Origin of the sequence: Paucibacter sp. JuS9, from assembly GCF_044043925.2 — a bacterium.
In the GTDB taxonomy this organism is placed as follows: domain Bacteria; phylum Pseudomonadota; class Gammaproteobacteria; order Burkholderiales; family Burkholderiaceae_C; genus JAUASW01.
This window is the reverse complement of record NZ_CP194172.1, coordinates 3,393,133-3,411,248: the sequence shown is the minus strand read 5'-3', so window position 1 is coordinate 3,411,248 and position 18,116 is coordinate 3,393,133. Positions and strand designations below refer to the sequence as shown.

13 protein-coding genes are annotated in these 18,116 nt (G+C 65.0%); 7 read left to right on the top strand and 6 right to left on the bottom strand.

What is annotated here, in order from left to right:
• Nucleotides 1–13 precede the first annotated feature (13 nt).
• Both ABT392_RS15200 and ABT392_RS15195 read left to right on the top strand, forming a co-directional pair.
• A complete protein-coding gene (locus ABT392_RS15200; RefSeq protein ID WP_395385400.1) occupies nucleotides 14–1,588 on the top strand; it encodes a tetratricopeptide repeat-containing sulfotransferase family protein in 1,575 nt (524 codons plus the stop codon).
• Between the two features lie 69 nt (nucleotides 1,589–1,657).
• Nucleotides 1,658–2,458 carry a helix-turn-helix transcriptional regulator gene (locus ABT392_RS15195; RefSeq protein WP_334278194.1) on the top strand — a complete coding sequence of 267 codons (801 nt, stop codon included), beginning with the start codon at nucleotides 1,658–1,660 and terminating at the stop codon, nucleotides 2,456–2,458.
• An 18-nt stretch (nucleotides 2,459–2,476) separates the two neighbouring features.
• Here ABT392_RS15195 and ABT392_RS15190 read toward each other — a convergent pair whose 3' ends face one another.
• A complete protein-coding gene (locus ABT392_RS15190) occupies nucleotides 2,477–3,877 on the bottom strand; it encodes an aminotransferase-like domain-containing protein (protein WP_395385401.1) in 1,401 nt (466 codons plus the stop codon).
• Between the two features lie 138 nt (nucleotides 3,878–4,015).
• On the opposite strand from ABT392_RS15190, the gene gabT reads away from it, so the two are divergent.
• The 3 genes from gabT (at nucleotide 4,016) to ABT392_RS15175 (ending at nucleotide 8,655) form a co-directional block, all read left to right on the top strand.
• On the top strand, nucleotides 4,016–5,329 hold the full coding sequence (gabT, locus tag ABT392_RS15185; protein WP_334278192.1) for a 4-aminobutyrate--2-oxoglutarate transaminase: 1,314 nt from the start codon (nucleotides 4,016–4,018) through the stop codon (nucleotides 5,327–5,329).
• Complete coding sequence (locus tag ABT392_RS15180) at nucleotides 5,326–6,801, top strand: NAD-dependent succinate-semialdehyde dehydrogenase (RefSeq protein WP_334278191.1); 1,476 nt, start codon at nucleotides 5,326–5,328, stop codon at nucleotides 6,799–6,801. Before gabT ends, ABT392_RS15180 begins: the two co-directional genes overlap by 4 nt.
• Nucleotides 6,802–6,882: 81 nt before the next feature.
• The gene (locus tag ABT392_RS15175; RefSeq protein WP_395385402.1) at nucleotides 6,883–8,655 is read left to right on the top strand and encodes a serine hydrolase family protein; all 1,773 of its coding nucleotides are present in this window, start codon (nucleotides 6,883–6,885) and stop codon (nucleotides 8,653–8,655) included.
• A 97-nt stretch (nucleotides 8,656–8,752) separates the two neighbouring features.
• Here the strand turns inward: ABT392_RS15175 and ABT392_RS15170 are convergent, their stop codons facing one another.
• The 4 genes from ABT392_RS15170 to ABT392_RS15155 all read right to left on the bottom strand — a co-directional run bounded on the left by ABT392_RS15170 (nucleotide 8,753) and on the right by ABT392_RS15155 (nucleotide 14,740).
• Nucleotides 8,753–9,934 carry a hypothetical protein gene (locus ABT392_RS15170; protein ID WP_334278189.1) on the bottom strand — a complete coding sequence of 394 codons (1,182 nt, stop codon included), beginning with the start codon at nucleotides 9,932–9,934 and terminating at the stop codon, nucleotides 8,753–8,755.
• Between the two features lie 52 nt (nucleotides 9,935–9,986).
• Nucleotides 9,987–10,541 (bottom strand): hypothetical protein, encoded by a 555-nt coding sequence (locus ABT392_RS15165; protein WP_334278188.1) that lies wholly within the window; start codon nucleotides 10,539–10,541, stop codon nucleotides 9,987–9,989.
• Nucleotides 10,538–11,122, bottom strand: coding sequence for an RNA polymerase sigma factor (locus ABT392_RS15160; protein ID WP_334278187.1), 585 nt, complete (start codon nucleotides 11,120–11,122; stop codon nucleotides 10,538–10,540). The genes ABT392_RS15165 and ABT392_RS15160 overlap by 4 nt, the downstream gene beginning before the upstream one ends.
• 150 nt (nucleotides 11,123–11,272) lie before the next feature.
• Nucleotides 11,273–14,740 carry a TonB-dependent receptor gene (locus ABT392_RS15155; protein WP_464970810.1) on the bottom strand — a complete coding sequence of 1,156 codons (3,468 nt, stop codon included), beginning with the start codon at nucleotides 14,738–14,740 and terminating at the stop codon, nucleotides 11,273–11,275.
• A gap of 791 nt (nucleotides 14,741–15,531) precedes the next feature.
• On the opposite strand from ABT392_RS15155, the gene ABT392_RS15150 reads away from it, so the two are divergent.
• Entirely contained in the window at nucleotides 15,532–16,293 is a 762-nt protein-coding gene (locus ABT392_RS15150) for a TSUP family transporter (RefSeq protein WP_395385407.1), read from the top strand.
• 57 nt (nucleotides 16,294–16,350) lie between these two features.
• Nucleotides 16,351–17,169 (top strand): HDOD domain-containing protein, encoded by an 819-nt coding sequence (locus ABT392_RS15145; protein ID WP_334278185.1) that lies wholly within the window; start codon nucleotides 16,351–16,353, stop codon nucleotides 17,167–17,169.
• A 10-nt stretch (nucleotides 17,170–17,179) separates the two neighbouring features.
• Here ABT392_RS15145 and ABT392_RS15140 read toward each other — a convergent pair whose 3' ends face one another.
• Nucleotides 17,180–18,103 carry a pseudouridine synthase gene (locus ABT392_RS15140; RefSeq protein WP_395385408.1) on the bottom strand — a complete coding sequence of 308 codons (924 nt, stop codon included), beginning with the start codon at nucleotides 18,101–18,103 and terminating at the stop codon, nucleotides 17,180–17,182.
• Nucleotides 18,104–18,116 lie beyond the last annotated feature (13 nt).

Here is an 18,116-nt window from a genome sequence, read left to right as displayed (position 1 = left end):
TCTCAAGTGACCGATGCTGACCACCGCTGAACCCTCATTGCCGCAGGCCTTGCAGGCGATCAAGGAATCGCTGGCGCAAGGCCGCGCGGACGAAGCGCGCTGCGGCGTCGAGGCCTTGCTGCAGCCGGCCTCGGTGGAGCGGCTCACGGCGGCCAGCCAGGTTTTCCAGCAGCTGGGCGACTTTGCGCAGATGCTCAGCTGCGCCGAGCGTGCCTCGGCGCTGGCGCCGGGCGACGTGAAGCTGCAGACGCGCGAGATCGAATGCCAGATCTACAGCGGCCGCATCGACCAGGCCCGCCTGCTCTTGGGCCGCATGGAGCGCATAGCCTGGCTCGATGGCGGCTTGCTGCAGCATGTGGCCACGCTTTACATACACGCGGCCAGCCACGCCGAAGCGCATCGCTGCTACGAACGCGCGGCGGCGCTGATGGCCATTGACGCGCCCACGCTCTACAACCTCGCGTCTTCCTGCGTGGCCATGGGAGAGCTGGAGCGGGCCGAGCAGTTGTTCAACCGGGTCATTGCACTGCGGCCGGATGATTTCGATGCGTACCAGAACCGCGCCAGCCTGCGCGCCTGGAGCCGCGAGTCCAACCATGTGGACGAGCTGAAGGCTGCGCTGGCCCGCTTGCCGACTGACCATGCGGGGCGCGTGGCGCTGGGCTATGCACTGGCCAAGGAATATGAAGACTTGCAGGAGCACGCGCTGTCGTTCGCGGCGCTGCAGGCGGCTGCGAACAGCCGCAGGCAACGCCTGGCCTACCGTGTGGAAGGCGACGTGGCGGCCATGGCGCGCATCCGCGCGGTGTTCGATGCGAAGGTGCTTTCGCAGCCGCGACCGCCAGCCACGCCCGGCGATCCGTCGCTTTTCGTGCTGGGCCTGCCACGTAGCGGCACCACCTTGGTCGACCGCATCCTTTGCTCGCACAGCCGGGTCAGGAGCCTCGGCGAGATCAACAGCCTTGCCTTTGCGCTGATGGCACAGGCCAATGCCCCCGGCGACAAGCTGGCCATGATCGATCGCAGCGCGCAGCTGGACTTCGCCCGCCTGGGAAATGACTACCGCACGGCGCTGCGCAGCTATGGTGTGGACGCCGGCCTGTTGCTCAACAAGACGCCGTCGAACTATCTCTACCTCGGTCTGATTCACCTCGCCCTGCCGGGTGCTCGCGTGGTGCATCTGCGCCGTCATCCGCTGGACAGCTGCTATGCGATGTACAAGACCTTGTTCCGAATGGGCTATCCGTTCTCGTACAGCCTCGAAGATCTCGGCCACTACTACCTGGCCTATCACCGGCTGATGGCGCATTGGCGCGAGCTGATTCGCGGCAGCTTTCACGAGATCGACTACGAGCTGCTGGTGCAGGAACAGGAGGCGCAAAGCCGCGCGCTCGTGCAGCACTGTGGCCTGCCTTGGGAAGACGCATGCCTGCAGTTCCACAGCAATGTTGCGCCGGCTGCCACGGCCAGCGCCAGCCAGGTGCGGCGGCCGCTGTACGCCTCATCGGTACAGCGCTGGCGCAGCTATGAGCGCGAGCTGGCGCCGCTGGCCGACTTTCTCAGGGCGAATGGTGTGGACTGTGACTAGCCGGCAACGTGCCGCCGGTGAGCGCGCTGCTATCCTGCCGCTCACCTGCTCAGCCCTACGCAAATGCACATGGCGCACCTGATCGAAAGCGCAGCCTGGCACCGCCTGATCGGTGGCCTGATCGAAGCGCTCGACAAACCCAATTTCTGGAACATCCTGCTTCGCTATCTCGGCGACGTGGTGCGCTTCGACAACTGGGTGGTGCTGCAGTTCTCGCGCGAGCACAAGCCGGTGGTGCTGGCCGAAAGCCCCAACCCTGATGGTGGCGACGACGAGCTGTTCCAGGACTATCTGAACGGCTTCTATCTGCTCGACCCCTTCTACATCGCCTGCATGGACGAAGCCCGTGCCGGCCTGCAGCGGCTCGACGACGTGGCGCCCGACCGCTTCGAAGCCGAAGACTATTACCAGCGCTACTTCAAGCTCAATATCGTGATGGACGAGGTGCAGTTCAATCTGCCGCAGTCCGATGGCACGGTGCTGATCCTGTCGCTTGGCAGCCAGCATCGCTTCGGCATAGACGAGATGTCGGTGCTCAGCGCCATAGCTCCCTGGGTGCTGGCCTTGATGCGTCAGCGCACCACCAACCATGAGTTGCGCGAAGTGCTGCCGCAAAGCATGGAGTGCGTGAGCGAAACGGCTGATACCTCGTCGGCCCTGGCGCGCGGCTCATCCAATCTCACCAACCGCGAGATGGAAATCGTGCACCTGCTGCTCAGCGGTTTCTCGTCCAAGGGCATAGCGCAGAAGCTGAAGATCTCGCCCGAAACGGTCAAGGGCCACCGCAAGCACATCTACACCAAGCTCGGCGTGAAGTCGCATGCGGAGCTGTTTGCGATCTATCTGCAGGCGAAGAACGAGGCGCGGTGAGCGCTGAGGCTCTCGGGCTCAGTCCGGTGCCTGTTCGCGGATCGCGGTTTCAAGGAACGCCCAGAGCGCTTCGTCTTCGCTGAACGCCACATTGAAGCGCAGCCAGCCGGTCTGCCGGGGCTCGATGTAGAACAAGTGCCCGGGGCCGAGCATGATGCCGCGCTCGGCCGCCTGGCTGGACAAGTGAGCCGAGTCGGCCAGGTCGGGATGCCGGGCCCAGAGGTACAAGCCGGCAGACTGCTCGCTGAACAACTCGAACCCAAGCGCACGCAGCCGCGCAGCCACGCGCTGCTGCGCACCGGCGAGGCGCTCGCGCACGGCGCTCAGGTGCTTTCGCCAGCGACCCTCGGTGAGTGCGCGGTGGATCAGGCGCTCGTTCAGGTCTGAGGACGTGAGGCCCGACACCATCTTGCGCAGGGCCAGTTGCTCCAGCAAGTCGCTGCGTGCGGCCACATAGCCGACGCGAAGATTGGGCGAGATGGTCTTGGAGAAGCTGCCCAGATAGGCTACACGCTGCAACTGGTCGAGGCTGGCCAGCGTGGGATGCAGGCCGGGGTCGAGGTCGGCATAGATGTCGTTCTCGACAATCGTGAGATTCGCCTGCTCCGCCACTTGCAGCATGCGCAGAAGCTGGCGCAGCGGCGCCACCGAATTGGTGGGGCTCTGCAGCCGCGGCTGGGTAAAAATGGCCCGGGGCTTGTGCTCGGCCAGCGCCGCCTCGAAGGCGGCCATGTCGTAGCCCTCGGCCGTGCGCGGCACCGGAATAAGGCGGGCACCGAGAAAGCGCAGGATGTAGAGCACGTTCGGATAGCCTGGCTCGTCAACCAGCACCGCTTCGCCCGGCTGCACAAGCTGGCGCGCCAGCAGGTCCAGGGCCTGGCTGGAGCCCTGGGTGAGCAGCACCTGATCGGCGCTGGCGGAAACCTGCCGCTCCCGCAATTGATCAGCCACCACACCGCGCAGGCCTGGGTGTCCGAAGGGATGACCATAGCCTCCAAGATCAGCGTCTTCGCTGGCCAGCTGACGGAAGGCGCGGCGCAGGCCATCGTCGAACAACCAATCCTGCGGCAGCCAGCCGCAGCCGGCCTTGATGGCCAGTGTGCGGCTTTCGAAGATCTGGCGCAGATACCACTGCGCGTCGAACTGCACTGCCTGCGCTGCATCGTGCGGTGCTGGCACGGCGCTGCGCTGTCGCACGAAGAAGCCGGCATGCGGGCGCGACTGCAAGGTGCCCAGGGCCACCAGCCGGTCATAGGCCTCAACGACGGTGAATACGCTCACACCCAGCGTCGGCGCCAGTTGCCGGATCGACGGCAGGCGCGCCCCCGGCGCCAGCGTGCCGGCGGCCACAAGGGACTGGAGTCCATCGACGATCTGGACGACCAGCGGTACGGCGGATTCGGTGTCGAGTCGAAGCATGAAGCAGGCGGTGAAGTGGCATGGCTGTACCGGTGTTCGGCCCTGTACAGACGCGGGCTGTGTGGCAATCACTGTACCTGTTGCCGGAGCGCGCGGCTGCCTACATTGGCTGCCAATCACACAGCTTGGAAGGCACTCATGAACTCAGCGACTCTGACCAACGAAAACCTGATGGCGCGCCGCCGCGCGGCGGTCGCACGCGGTGTGGGCCAGGCCCATGAAGTCTTTGTGGCGCGCGGCAGCAATGCCGAAGTCTGGGACGTGGAGGCGCGCCGCTACGTTGACTTCGCTGGCGGCATTGCCGTGCTCAATACTGGCCATTGCCACCCGGCGGTGATAGCTGCAGTGAAAGAGCAGCTTGACCTCTACACCCACACCTGCTTCCAGGTGCTGGCCTACGAGCCTTATGTGGAGCTGGCCGAGCGGCTCAACCAGCTGGCGCCCGGCCACTTCGAGAAGAAGACGCTGTTGCTCAGCAGTGGTGCCGAGGCGGTGGAGAACGCGGTGAAGATCGCTCGCGCCTACACCCGCCGCTCCGCCGTGATTGCCTTCACCGGCGGCTACCACGGCCGCACGATGATGACGCTCGGCCTCACCGGCAAGGTCCAGCCCTACAAGACCGGCTTCGGGCCGTTCCCGGGCGAGGTGTTCCATGCCGAGTTCCCGAATGAGTTGCATGGCGTCTCGGTCGACGCGGCCATGCATTCGCTGGCGCTCATCCTGAAGAACGATGTTGAGGTCGAGCGCGTGGCGGCCTTCATCGTCGAGCCGGTGCAGGGCGAAGGTGGCTTCTATGTGGCGCCGCGCGAGTTCATCGAGCGGCTGCGCGCTCTGGCCGACCAGCACGGCATCCTGCTCATCGCCGATGAAGTGCAGACTGGCGCCGGCCGCACCGGCACCTGGTTTGCCAGCGAGCAATGGGGCGTGGCGCCCGACCTGATCACCACGGCCAAGTCGCTGGCAGGTGGCTTCCCGATCTCGGCCGTGGTGGGACGTGCCGAGGTGATGGATGCACCCGGCCCTGGCGGCCTGGGCGGCACTTATGCTGGCAGTCCGATTGGCTGCGCTGCTGCGCTGGCGGTGCTCAAGGTGTTTGAAGAAGAGCAATTGCTCGCGCGTAGCCAGGCCGTGGGCGAGTTCCTCGGCGCGAAGCTGCGCGACATGGCAACGCGAGTGCCCAATATCGGGGATGTGCGTGGCCTGGGCGCCATGGTGGCCATCGAGTTGTTCGAAACCAGGAACGGCCAGGCCGACCTGCATCGCCCGGCTGCCGAATTGACCCGCCGCGCGGTGGCCGAGGCCTGCCGGCGCGGGCTGATCCTCTTGTCCTGTGGCAACTACGGCAATGTGATCCGCATCCTGGTGCCGCTCACCGCTTCCGACGCGTTGCTGCAGGAAGGCTTGCTGCTGCTGGAAGCCAGCCTTCAGGCTGCGCTGGGAGTGCAGCCATGAGGCATTCGCCTTTGCACTTGTTGAAAGACGCGGCCCTGCTTCGGGTCGATGCCTTGATCGACGGACGCTGGATCGGCGCGCCCGAGCGCTTTGCGGTGACCGACCCGGCCACCGGCATCGAGCTGGCGTGCGTGCCTGCCCTGAATGCGCGCCATGCGGAAGATGCGATCCAGGCGGCCCATCACGTCTGGCCGGCCTGGCGTGCCACGACCGCCAAGGAACGCGCGTCGCTGCTGATGCGCTGGTTCCACCTGATGCAGGAGCATGCCGACGACCTGGCCATGATCATGACTGCCGAGCAAGGCAAGCCGCTGGCCGAGGCGCGCGGTGAAGTGGGCTATGCGGCCAGCTTCATCGAGTGGTTTGCGCAGGAGGGCCGGCGCGTCTACGGCGAGACCATTCCCACGCATGACCGCGACAAGCGGCTGCTGGTGCTGAAGCAGCCCATCGGTGTTTGCGCCGCCATCACGCCGTGGAACTTTCCGCTGGCCATGATCACCCGCAAGGTCGCGCCTGCATTGGCGGCGGGCTGCCCGGTGGTAGTCAAACCTGCAGAACAGACGCCGTTGTCGGCGCTGGCGCTGGCCGAGCTCGCGCAGCGCGCCGGCTTTCCGCCCGGCGTGCTCAATGTCTTGACGTCTGATGCAGCCGGTTCCATTGCCATCGGCCAGCGGCTTTGCATCAGCGAGGAGGTGCGCCATCTGTCATTCACCGGCTCCACTGAGGTAGGGCGGGTGCTGATGATGCAGTGCGCACCGACCATCAAGAAGCTCTCGCTGGAGCTGGGTGGCAACGCGCCCTTCATCGTCTTCGACGACGCCGATGTGGACGCCGCAGTGGAGGGCGCAATGCACAGCAAGTTTCGCAATGCCGGGCAGACGTGCGTCTGCGCGAACCGCTTCTATGTGCAAGATGGTGTGTACGACGAGTTCGTCACCAAGCTGGCGGCACGCGCTGCGGCGCTGCAGCCGGGCAATGGCTTCGAGCCGGGCGTGAATCTCGGCGTGCTGATCGACGAGGCAGCCGTGGCCAAGGTGCAGCGCCATGTAGAAGATGCGCTTGGCAAGGGCGCTCGGGCATTGACCGGTGGCCACGTGCTCGCAGCGCGCTTGTTCGCGCCCACCGTGCTGGCTGACGTCAGCGCCGACATGCTTTGTGTGCGCGAAGAGACTTTTGGGCCGGTCGCGCCGGTGGCGCGCTTCAGTACGGAGGCGCAGGCCATCGCCCTGGCCAATGCCAGTGAGTCCGGCTTGGCTGGCTACTTCTACAGCCGAGACGTCGGTCGCATCTTCCGTGTGGGCGAGGCGCTGGAGTGCGGCATGGTGGGCGTGAACACCGGCTTGATCTCCACGGCCGAAGTGCCTTTCGGCGGCGTCAAGCAATCGGGCCTGGGCCGCGAGGGATCGCGGCATGGCATCGAGGACTATCTGGAACTCAAGACCTTGTGTCTGGGCGGAATGGCATCGCCCTGACTTCGCACTCTCGGGCAGCCGGGTGCGCACGCCCCGTGGCCAGGCTGCCTTCTTGCTGGCGGGGCGATACAGGAGTCAGATGTGAATCGGTTTTCCCATGTCCTCATCAGCGTCGCAATCGGCGCCGCCAGCCTCCCTGCCTGGGCCGACAACTTCGACCTGCTCAGCGGCAGCGGCACCGTCAGCCGCAGCCAACTGGGCTACAGCTACCTGACGACCAGCGCGACCGATCCAGGCAGCCTGATCGACGTCTCCGCCTACGCCTTGCCAGCCACCGCCGCGCACCCGACCAATTTCCTGCAAGGCACGCTGGCCCTGAACAACACCGCCACCAGCGGCGGCTTCCAGGAGGTGGTGGATACCAACAACTACACGTCCGCGGCCGACGCCACGCGCAAGCACCTGCCGCCCTTTGCCTTCCAGTACATCCAGACCGGCAGCCACATCTTCCCACTGCAGCGGGGCGCCATAGCGAGCACCCACCCGGAATGGGAGTACGTGCTGGCGCCGGGGCGCGTCTGGAATGAGACCAGCGACAGCGGCTACAGCCGCGTAGCCTTGCCGTTCGCGCTGATGCAGAAGAACCAGAACTGCGTGCACAACGGTGTGATGAGCTTTCTCTTCAAGGCCGACGGCACGATCTCCAAGCTCAGCTACCAGATTTCCTCCGAGACCTGCTCGTACTTCAAGGTGAACATGTGGGGCGTGCTCAGCGCCAGCTACACGCCGCAGCAGATCACGAATGCCGCCAGCCTGATCACCGCCTACCAGGCTGAGGTGGCGGCCCGCATGCCGGTGAGGCCGCTCAGCGCGCTTGCCACCGACTATCCGTCCTCAGGCATCAATGTGCAGAAGCTGCGCACACCTTCAACGACGGTGGCCGCGCATGTGAGCACGGTGGGATTCATCAGCGATGGCGTGCACTACCGCGGGGGATGCACCACACGCTACGGCGAGTATCCGTACTGCGATCAGTTGATCCTGCCCAGCTACTCCACCGCCAAGTCGGCCTTTGGCGCGCTGGCCCTGATGCGGCTCGAAAAGAAGTATCCGGGCACTAAGAGCCAGGCGATCAAGACGTTGGTGTCGAACTGCAACATCACGAAATGGAACGGCGTGACCATCGAGCACGCGTTGGACATGGCCTCCGGCAACTACACGTCCACAAGCTATGAGGTGGACGAAGGCGGAACCGCGATGTCCAACAACTTCTTCTTGCAGACCGGCCATGCCAACCGTATCAACTTCGCCTGCACGCAGTGGCCGGCCAAGGTGGCGCCAGGCAGCAAGTGGGTCTATCACACCTCCGACACCTACCTGGCCGGCACGGCGATGAACGCCTACCTGAAGAGTGTTGAAGGCAGCACCAAGGACATCTACACCGACATCGTGGCCGGCGATCTCTGGAGCGCGATCAACGCCAGCCCCACCGCCAAGTACACGCGCCGCACTTACGACACGACGGCCCAGCCCTTGACCGGCTACGGCCTGGTCTATCTACCTGATGACGTGGCCAAGATTGCATCCTTTGCCGGCATCAATATGGGTGTGGCCGGCGGCGTGCAGTTGCTCGACACCACGCTGCTGAATGCAGCATTGCAGAAGACGCCGGCCGACCCCGGCCTGGTGGCCACCACCGACACCCGCTACAACAACGGCTTCTGGGCCTACAACGTGAAGAGCTCGCTCGCCTGCGCCAGCGACAAGTACGTGCCCTTCATGTCGGGCTTCGGCGGCATCACCATCGCGCTGATGCCCAACAACACCATCTACTACATGTTCAATGACAACAGCCAGTTCCTCTGGGTGGATGCGGTGAAGGAGTCGGCCAAGATTCGCGCCATCTGCACTTGAGGCAAGCTGGGTGTTGGCGAGGTTCTCAAGCCACCTGACGAGGGGCTTGAGAACTGCCTGCTGAGGCCCCCGTCGAATGGCGGCCGATCAGGCCTTATTAGCCCTTCGATGCAGGCTTGGGCGTGGCGCGGGGCTTCTCGTAGTCGGCCGGCACCTTGAACAGGCTGGCGTCCGGTTCGCCGCGCTTGATGTTGCTGAGCTTGTAGCTCACTTCGCCGGTGCGCGGGTCGAAGTCCCGCGAGCTGACGGTGAGCATCAGGTCGGGCGAGGTCCAGACCTCGCGGGTCGTGACCATGGGCTTCTCGTTGCCCTGCTTGCCAGCTTCAACAGTCCAGGTCGTGCGTTCGCCGTTGACCTTGACGCCTTCGATCTCCTTGCCGCCCAGCGAGGTCAGCACACCGGGGCCGCGAGGTGCCAGCGTCAGGGCACGCAATTGCACGTTGGCCGGGACGGCCGGCATGGCAGTCATTGGGGGCATCGGCGGCAGGGGTGCCATCGGCGCGACGGCGGTGACCACCTTGTCGCCGTCGCCCACGCGTATGACTCGGACCTCCACATCGCGGCGCACACGGCCCTTCTCGTCGGTGCTCTCGGTTTCCTTGATCAGGGCCGGGGCCGGCGGAGCCGGGGGAGCCGGTGGTGCGGCTTGTGGCGCACGCGGCGTGCCGCCCTCGCTGACGATTCGGCGGTACTCACGCATTTCCTTGCCGAACTTCTCGCCCAGGCCGCTCCAGCTGGCACCGTCGCCGAAGCTGAAATTGAAGTTGGTATTGATGGCGATGCGCAGGTTGCGCGCGGTCTTGCTGTCAGGGTCGAGCGCCCAGTGCTCCTTGGCGACGGGGTCGTTCAGGAAGATGCTGCGCTTGCCGTTGCGCTCGACTTCCTGGCGGGTGCGACCTTCGCTGTCGCGGCACAGGCGGCTCACCTGCTTGCGATAGATGCGGTTGCCATCGGCCAGCGGCTGGATGGTTTCGTGGATGGCGTCCGCGCAGTAGGGCGCTCCCTTGACCACGCGCTCCTGGCCCAGCTCGTGGGCGGCGAATGCCATGTCCTGCGCCATGAAGCGGGCATGCTCGCCGGCCTGCGCGGCTGCATGAGCGCGCGCTTCTGCGCCCTGGGCCCGGGCGACGGCTTCGTTGGCGCGCTGTTGCGCCTGGCGAGCGCGGTCCGACTCGCTGGCCGCGCGAGCCTCGTCGGCGGCATCGGATTGAGCGATGGCGGCGCCGGCGCTCAGGCTCAGGACCAGGCCGCAGGCGGCCGAGATTTGATGCAGTTTCATGATGGACTTGCCTCGTTGGACGAATTGGTTGAGCGAAGAAAAGAAGAAGCGATCAGCGGACAAAGCGCACCGCCAGTACATCGCCGGATTGGTGCATCAGGAGTTCGGCCTTCACCCGTTCGCCGGCCTGGCCGGGGTCGTAGGGCAGGCCCATCAGCGCGAGGCGGTCGCGCGGCATGTCGGTGGTGACCAGCCAGGCCTTGGCCTGGCCGGTCTCACGCAGGTAGCTGGCCCAGCGATCTGCGGGCACCAGGGGCACAAATTCGCTGGCATAGCTTTGCTGGGCCGGATCGGCTGGCGGCTCCAGCAGCAGCAGCGCACTGGCGGCCACCAGCACAAGCGCGCAGACGCCGGCGCCCGACCAGGCCAGCGGCGCTGCCCAGCTGGCACGCGGGCCGGCGGCGCCGAGGCGCTTCCACCAGGAGGCGGCGGTGCTGGGTGCCTTGTCCTTGGGCCGGCATTGCAGCGACAGCTGCATGGCATGGCGAGCCGCGGCTTCGCGCTGGGCGTCTGGCCCTTGCTCGTTCAGTTCGCCGGCGCAATCTTCGAGCCAGGCCGACAGGGGGCGCAGGCTTTGCGGAGTATGGAGGTTGGTACTGCTGTTCATCGCTGTTCTCCACGGCCGGCATTCAGGTCTTGCGCCAACCGAAGGCGCGCCCGGTGAAGGCGGGTGCGCAAGGTATTGATCTCCACGGCGGCGATAGCGGCCGCCTCGGCATAGGGCCGCTGCTGCAGGTCCACCAGCACCAGGGCTTCGCGCTGCGGCCAGGGCAGGCGGCGGATCGCGGCCCAGACCTGCGCCTGGTCCTGCGCGCGTACCAGCAGGTCTTCGGGCGAGGGCTGGGCTTCGTCGCTGGCCGCCTCGTTCTCTGTGTCGGGTGCGCCAGGCTCGCGCCAGCGCTGCATCAAGGCATGGCGGGCAATGCCGGCCAGGTAGGCACCCAGCGTGCCTCGCAGCGGGTCGAAGCCGGCCGGCCGGGCTGCCAGGCTGACAAAGGCGTCCTGCATTGCGTCCGCCGCCCAGGCCGGGTTGCCGCTGAGCGCCAGCGCGTAGCGATAGACCGAGGCCGACTCGCGCCGGTAGATCTGGTCCAGCGCTTCAGGCTCGCCCTTGCCGAGCCGGCGCAGCAGGGCGACGGTTTCGAGGCTGGCTTCGCTGGCGGCGGCCGGGCTGACAAAGGGCATCATGGGTGGCGGGTCATGCGACGTGTGCTGACTCTATTGCGCCGGGCTGGCCAAAAAGTTCCCGCCGATTCTCAAAAAGGCGAAAAAAAGCCCCGGCTCTTGCGAGGCGGGGCTTGTTCGTGGCCGGCGTAAGCGGGCCGCGAGGCTTCTTGCTTAGAACTCGTAGCGAGCGGTGGCCTGCACGGCCCACTGCGATTCGCCCTTGACTTGCTTCAGCGTCAGGTCGTCGATGTTCGTGTTCACCTGGTAGATGTACTTGCCGGCGGCGTTCAGGCCGACGTAGTTCACGAACGTACGCTTGTTGCCACCTGCCGAGGCGAAGCCGACTTCGTTGATGCGGCCCCAACGCGGGTTGATCAGGTTGCCCACGTTCAGGATGTCGAACGAGAACGTGCCCTTGTGCTTGTCGGAGAAGCCCGGGATCTGCTGGCTGATGCGCAGGTCGAAGCTGTTGACCCAAGGCGACAGGCTGCCGAAGCGCTTCACGACACCGCCCTTGGAGTCGCGCAGTTCCTTGTAGGAATTGACGATGTTCCAGAAGTTGGTTTCGTTGGCCTTGTTGGTTGCGGTGTCGCCCAGGAACTCGACTTCGCCCGAACCGACGGCCGACGGGATGTACATCAAGTCATTGATGGTGCCGTCGCCGTTCATGTCGTTGCGATAGGTCCAGCTGTAAGGCTTGCCCTTGCGACCTTCGTAGAACAGGCCGACCGTGGTCTTGTAGTTGCCGATGAAGGCCTTGGACCAGTTCACGGCCGCGCTGACGCGGTCCTTGATCAGGGCTGCCGAATTGCCGGTGCTGTCTTCGTTCGGGTTGAAGATGGCGCGGGAATTGAAGTTGGAGTTCGAGACCGAGGAGGTCAGCGGGCTCACTTCAGTGGCGGCCGAGCGGGTGTAGGCCACCTGCCAGCCAAAGCCCTGGCGGGCCGGCTTCGAGACAGCCAGCGTGATCGAGTTGCCGCCGCCCTTGTTGCTCTCCACCGCTTGCAGCACGTTGTTGAACAAGGGGTTGCTCAAGGCACGCGTGCGGGTCTGGCCGGACGGCGTCGCGCAGGCGCCGGTCGTGTTGTTGCCGCCGGTCGCGGTGTAGCAGGCCGGGTTGTAGCCTTCCGGACGGAAGTACATCTCGCGGCCGTCAGGACCGATCTTGGTGGCAGCGCCCAGGTTCAGGTGCTTGTAGTAGATGCCCGATTCGGTCTTGGTGTACAGCCATTCAGCCGACCATTCCAGGCCGCCGAAGGGCAGTTGACCGTCATAGGCCAGGTTCAGCTTCCAGACCGAAGGCTGGCCGAGGCCCGACTGCACGAAGTCGACGTTGGCCGCCGGCTGGGTGCCGGTGAACGAGGTCGTCTGCTTGGACGGATCCGGGTTGAACAGGCCGCCGGTGTTCGGGCAGCTGCTGAAACCGGAGATGCCGCAACCGATGATGCGCGTGGCCAGGCCGGTGTTCGAGTAGGGGTTGGACAGCCAGACGTTGGCTGCAGCACCCTGGAACAGGCCGAAGCCGCCGCGAACTTGCGCCTTGTCGTCCTTCTTGGAGCTCAGCAGGTAGTTGAAGCCGAAGCGCGGCTGCACCAGGCTCTTGCCATCCACCGTGGCCGAGTTGTCCAGACCGAAACCGCCGGAGTTGCGGGTCACTGTCGTGCCGACCACGCTGCCGGCCACCAAGGCTGCGCCAGCGGCTGCGTTGTAGGCAGGCTTGTCGCCGGTCGAGAGCTGGTCAAGGCGCACGCCGGCCGTGATCGTCAGCTTGTCGTTGACGGACCAGGTGTCCTGCAGGAACAGGCCGGTCTGGGCCAGCGACCACTTGGCAATGCCGTCTTCCAGCGTGCCGCCCGGCACAGGCGTCTGCACCTGGTAGTTGATCGGGCGACCCAGCGAGAAGTTTTCCAGCACGGCCGCTTCAACCTGCGCAGACGTCATGCCGGCGCAGGAGTTGGCGCCGGAGGTCGGCAGCACGGTGCCCGGGGCGATGCCCGGAATCGTGCTGTAGGCCCAGCCGTTGTTGCAGTTGAAGGTGTAGTTGCCGTTGGTGTTCTGGAAGAAGGCGTTGAAGACCTTGTTGTTCTGGTAGTCGGCACCGAACTTCAGTTCATGGTCGTCGATGACCCAGTTCGCACCGAAGTACGCATCCACGGTCTTGGTGTCCAGGATGTTGTAGTGACGGCTCAGCTCGGTACCGAAGTTCACGAAGCGGTTGCCGGTGCTGGCGCCAGCGGGCGAACCGGCAGGCACCGCACCGCTGAACTGCAGCGCCATGGCCGGCAGCTTGCTGTTGTTCTGCGGTTCGCTGTGATAGTCGCGGTTCGAGATCTTGACTTCGGTCGAGAAGTTCGGCGTCCAGTCGGAGAAGACCTGGCCGATGACGGTGTCGATCTTCTTCTTCTGGTTCCACCACCACGAGGTCAGGTTGATGGCCGAGGCGCTGAAGGAGCCGAAGTTGGTTTCGTCCTGCTCTGTGCGAGCGAAGCGGACGTTGGCGCGGTGCTGGTCGCTGATGTTCCAGTCCAGCTTCACCAGCGAGTCCTTGACGGTCAGCGGGCTCGGGCCGATGGAGTCGCCGACGTCCATGTTGTACTTGGTCTTGGCGATGTTCTTCAGCGAGTCCAGCGAGGACTGCGAGATCGGCACGGTGGTCAGCTGGCTGCCCACGGGGCCGAATTCGGGCTGTGCGCGCGTGCTCTTCAGCTCTTCATAGCTGGCGAAGAAGAACAGCTTGTCCTTGACGATCGGGCCACCCAGGGTGAAGCCCTTGGTGTCTTCCTTGAAGGGCAGGAAGTTGAAATAGTTGCCCGCGGCTCGGTTGTAGCGCTGGCCGACCAACTTGTCGTTGCGGTAGACGTAGTAGACGCTGCCCTTGAGCTCGTTCGTGCCCGACTTCGTGACGGCGTTGATGTTGGCGCCGGTGTAACCCTTCTGGGTCACGTCGTAGTTCGAGATGTTGACCTGCACCGACTGGATCGCATCGATCGAGATCGGCTGCTTGGCCGTCGGCATGTTGTTGGCCTCGAGGCCGAAGGTGTCATTGATCGTGACGCCGTCGATGGTCACCGAGTTGTAACGCACGTTCTGGCCGGCGGCCGAGATCTCGCCACGTTCCTTGTCGGTCTGCGACAGGCGCGGGTCGGTGCGGGCGTAGTCCTGCAGATTGCGGTTGATCGAGGCGTAGGCGTCGAGCTCGTTGCGGCCGATGCTGGTGCCGGCGCCCATGGTGCCGCTGTTGAACTTGCTGGCGGCCGAACTGCCGGTGATGGTCACCGTCTGCAGCTGCTGCGAGCCCAGGCGCAGGTCCAGGCTCAGGTTCTCGGCCAGGGCCAGGAAGATGCCGCTGCGGGCTTCCTTGTCGGCACCCTTGGTGATCGTGATGTCGTAGGGGCCGCCAACGCGCAGGCCACGGGCGGAATAGCGGCCTTCAGCATCGGTGGTCAGCGTATTGGTGGAGCCAGATTCGCGGTGAACGATGGTCACCGTGGCGCCTGCCACTGCCTTGCCGTCAGTGGCGGTGATGCGGCCGTTGATGGCCGCGGTCGTGTTCTGTGCCATGGCCGGCGCTGCCGCCACGATGGCCACCGCGGCGCCCAGCGCCGACAGCGAGAACCCTGTCCAATTTCTGTTACTCATCTGTGCTTACTCCAAAAAAGATGCCAACGAATCCGGGACGCCGTACGTCAAAAAAATGTAGCACCCGAGGGGTGCGCAAACGTTTTGCTCAACGTTTGCGCCACGCCCGAGAAAGTACGGCTTGAAATATCCACGCCTTTGTGACTGTTTGCCGCCTGGTTGCCCCGGTACTTTCGCGCAGCCAAGCGACGCCTGAACTGCGGGCGTGCTCGGCGGCGACTGTGCCGCGCGCATGTTGTGGGTCTGTGACAGTCGGCATGACGCTACAAACTCCCAGGCGACTTGCACCGGCCCCTCAGGGGGCCGGCTGGGGCGCCAGACGCAAGGTTCGTATCGTCGCCGCGAATGCCTCGGACTGCTGTTGTGAGCGGCAGACAAAGTGTTGCTTTCGATGCAGCTGCCCAACGCCGGAAGACCATCGATTTGCGCGAACGCAGGCTTCGTTGGTGATTCAGGTGCGGCTTGATGGCAGATCAAGTCACCGGAATTTTCTAGTAATTTCAGGATGTGTGCGCACGCAAACATTCCATTTTGGTGCGTGACGTTCGGGTGAAACCCCAAGTGCGTGCATCGGGTCATCCTTCTACATTCATCCCACTCGAAGCGTGGCTGTGCGAGCAGCAGACGCCGGCGGGGCTGAGGAGACATACACAAGCAGAGCAACACGAACGAACTGATTCGTTGACATACACAATTCGCGGGCGCCGGCCACAAGCCAGGCGCCCGTTCTTTTTCGTCGCATGCCGACCCCTCTTCGTCAACCTTTGTCCTGCGAACCGAGCTGAGCCCCGATGTTTGAACTTGCTGTGGCCGCTGCCGCCTCCCTGCTGGCCGGCTTTGTCGATGCAGTGGTCGGAGGCGGTGGTCTGATCCTGGTGCCCGCACTGTTCGGCGTGTTCCCGCAAGCCGCGCCGGCCACGCTGTTCGGCACCAACAAGGGCGGCGCCATCTGGGGTACCGGCTGGGCGACCCTGCAATACGCCCGCCGCGTCGACATGCCCTGGTCGGCCCTGCTGCCGGCAGCCACTGCGGCCCTGGTCGGCAGCTTTGCCGGTGCCTGGGCCGTGACCCTGATCAACCCGGACGGCCTGCGCAAGGCCTTGCCCCTGATCCTGCTGGCCGTGTTCGCCTACACACTGGCGCGCAAGGACCTGGGCCGGCTGCATGAGCCACGTTTCGCCGGCCGCTTGCAGGCGCTCATCGCCAGCGCAATCGGCCTGCTGATCGGCTTCTATGACGGTTTCTTCGGCCCGGGCACCGGCAGCTTCTTCGTCTTCCTGTTCGTCCGCTTGCTGGGCTTCGATTTCCTGCATGCCTCGGCCAGCGCCAAGCTGCTCAACACCGCGACCAATGCGGCTGCGCTGCTGCTGTTTGCGATGAAGGGCCATGTCTGGTGGCATGTGGCCGCCGTGATGGCTGTGACCAATGTGGCCGGCAGCCTGATCGGCACCCGCATGGCACTGGCGCGCGGCGCCGGTTTCGTGCGTGGCATGTTCATCGTGGTGGTGGGAGCCTTGATACTCAAAACGGCCTGGGACGCCTTCTTGAGGTGATACTCAGGGCGGCTACCATTGCGAGCTCAGGCTACGCCCAACACAATTCAATTCACCATGCCCGTTGATCCCCAATTGCGTTCACTCGACATCGAGATCCCGACCCAGCCCGAAGTGCTGGTGAAGCTCTCCTTGCTGATGGCGGCCGAGGACGTGGATCTGCAGGCGCTGTCTGCGCTGGTCGAATCTGACATGGCGCTGGCCGCAGCGGTGCTGAAGGCGGTCAACTCCTCGCTCTACGGCCTCAAGGGCCGTGTACAGACGGTACACCAGGCGTTGACCTATCTGGGCATGCGCGAGGTGTCGGCCATCACGTTCGAGATGGGCTTGCGCGCCGCCTTTCCGCCGGCTGCCGAGCTGGAGCCGGTCTGGAACCGTGCCGCGCAACGCGGCCTCCTGATGGGCCGCATGGGCCAGATGCTGGGAGTTGATCCCTGGGCCGCCCATTCGGCCGGTCTGTTCGAGGAATGCGGCAAGGCAGTGCTTTATCGCCATGCGCCGGCCCACTATCCTGCGATGCTGCGGGCCGCCACCCGCGATGCTGAGCTCGTGCAGCTGGAGCACACGGCCTTTGGCGTGAGCCACGATGCGCTGGGCGCTGCGCTGTGCGAAAGCTGGGGCCTGGCGCCAGCGGCCGTGGCCAGCGTGCGCCACCATGTGCAGGTGCAGGACACCATGCTGATGGGCGAAGCGATCCAGCGCCGCTCGATCTGCGCCATCTCGGCACTCGCCTGGGTGCTGACGAACCAGCCCGGTGAGCTGGAGGCCGTGGCCCACAGCATGGCCGCCCAGGCGCAGATGGACGAAACGCTGGTGCTGCGCGCCGCGCGCCGGGTCAGCGAGCAGGTGCTCGAGGCCCAATCGCACGGCCGCTGACCAGCAGCGCTCAGTCGCCTGCTGCGGCCACCAGCCGCAATCGCGATTCAAACTGCCGATGCTGCCCGGTGACCGGGTCTGTGAAGGCGATGCTGCGCGCCAGCAATTGCAAGGGGCGATGGTAGTCCGGCACTGCCTCTTCCGGCTGCAGGACCGGGTAGATCCGGTCGCCAACGATGGGCATCCCGAGTGCGGACATCTGTGCCCGCAACTGATGCTTCATGCCGGTGCGCGGCCGCAGTTCGTAGTGGGCCAAGCCAGCCGCCAGTCGCTCGATCAGCGAGATCCGCGTCTCGGCATTCGCTTCGCCGGCTACCTCGTGCATCTGCATGAACCGGTCTTCGCGCTCGGCCAGGCGGCTGCGATAGTCCAGCGGCAGGCTCAGGTCTTGCCGAAACGGCGCGACCGCCTCGTAGACCTTATCGACCACACGCTCGCGGAAAAGGCGCTGATAGGCATCGCGGTGAGCAGGCTGGATGCAGAACAGTGTCAGGCCGGCCGTCTCCCGGTCCAGCCGATGGACGGGGCTCAGATTCGTCAGCCCCAGCTCGCGCTGCAGCCGCACCAGCAGCGTCTGCTGCACATAGCGCCCCTTGGGTGTCACGGGCAGGAAATGCGGCTTGTCCGCGACCAGCAGGCAGTCGTCGCGGTAGAGCACCTGCGCCTCGAAGGGAATCACTTCTTCGTGCGCCAGTTGTCGGTAATAGAAGACTCTGGTGCCGGTGGCATAGCGTGCCGTGGGCGCCAGCGCCTGGCCGGTCTCGGCGAGCACCTCGCCGTTGGCCAATCGTGTGGCCCATTCATCCCTGCTCACCATGGGCAGGCGCTCGGCGAGAAAGTCCAGCAGCAAGAGCCAGGGCCCGGCCGGACAGGCCACGGCGCTGGCATTGACCCCGTGCAGCAACGGCAGCTCAGGCTTGGTCGGCCGTGTCATCGGTGCACCCTCA

Excerpts from the sequence above, each read along its gene's own strand:
- ABT392_RS15160 (WP_334278187.1), bottom strand. The coding sequence starts at position 11,122 with ATGATGCCCTTTGTCAGCCCGGCCGCCGCCAGCGAAGCCAGCCTCGAA.
- ABT392_RS15180 (WP_334278191.1), top strand. The coding sequence starts at position 5,326 with ATGAGGCATTCGCCTTTGCACTTGTTGAAAGACGCGGCCCTGCTTCGG.
- ABT392_RS15200 (WP_395385400.1), top strand. The coding sequence starts at position 14 with ATGCTGACCACCGCTGAACCCTCATTGCCGCAGGCCTTGCAGGCGATC.
- ABT392_RS15140 (WP_395385408.1), bottom strand. The coding sequence starts at position 18,103 with ATGACACGGCCGACCAAGCCTGAGCTGCCGTTGCTGCACGGGGTCAAT.
- ABT392_RS15150 (WP_395385407.1), top strand. The coding sequence starts at position 15,532 with ATGTTTGAACTTGCTGTGGCCGCTGCCGCCTCCCTGCTGGCCGGCTTT.
- ABT392_RS15155 (WP_464970810.1), bottom strand. The coding sequence starts at position 14,740 with ATGAGTAACAGAAATTGGACAGGGTTCTCGCTGTCGGCGCTGGGCGCC.
- ABT392_RS15190 (WP_395385401.1), bottom strand. The coding sequence starts at position 3,877 with ATGCTTCGACTCGACACCGAATCCGCCGTACCGCTGGTCGTCCAGATC.
- ABT392_RS15145 (WP_334278185.1), top strand. The coding sequence starts at position 16,351 with ATGCCCGTTGATCCCCAATTGCGTTCACTCGACATCGAGATCCCGACC.
- ABT392_RS15165 (WP_334278188.1), bottom strand. The coding sequence starts at position 10,541 with ATGAACAGCAGTACCAACCTCCATACTCCGCAAAGCCTGCGCCCCCTG.
- gabT (WP_334278192.1), top strand. The coding sequence starts at position 4,016 with ATGAACTCAGCGACTCTGACCAACGAAAACCTGATGGCGCGCCGCCGC.
- ABT392_RS15170 (WP_334278189.1), bottom strand. The coding sequence starts at position 9,934 with ATGAAACTGCATCAAATCTCGGCCGCCTGCGGCCTGGTCCTGAGCCTG.
- ABT392_RS15195 (WP_334278194.1), top strand. The coding sequence starts at position 1,658 with ATGGCGCACCTGATCGAAAGCGCAGCCTGGCACCGCCTGATCGGTGGC.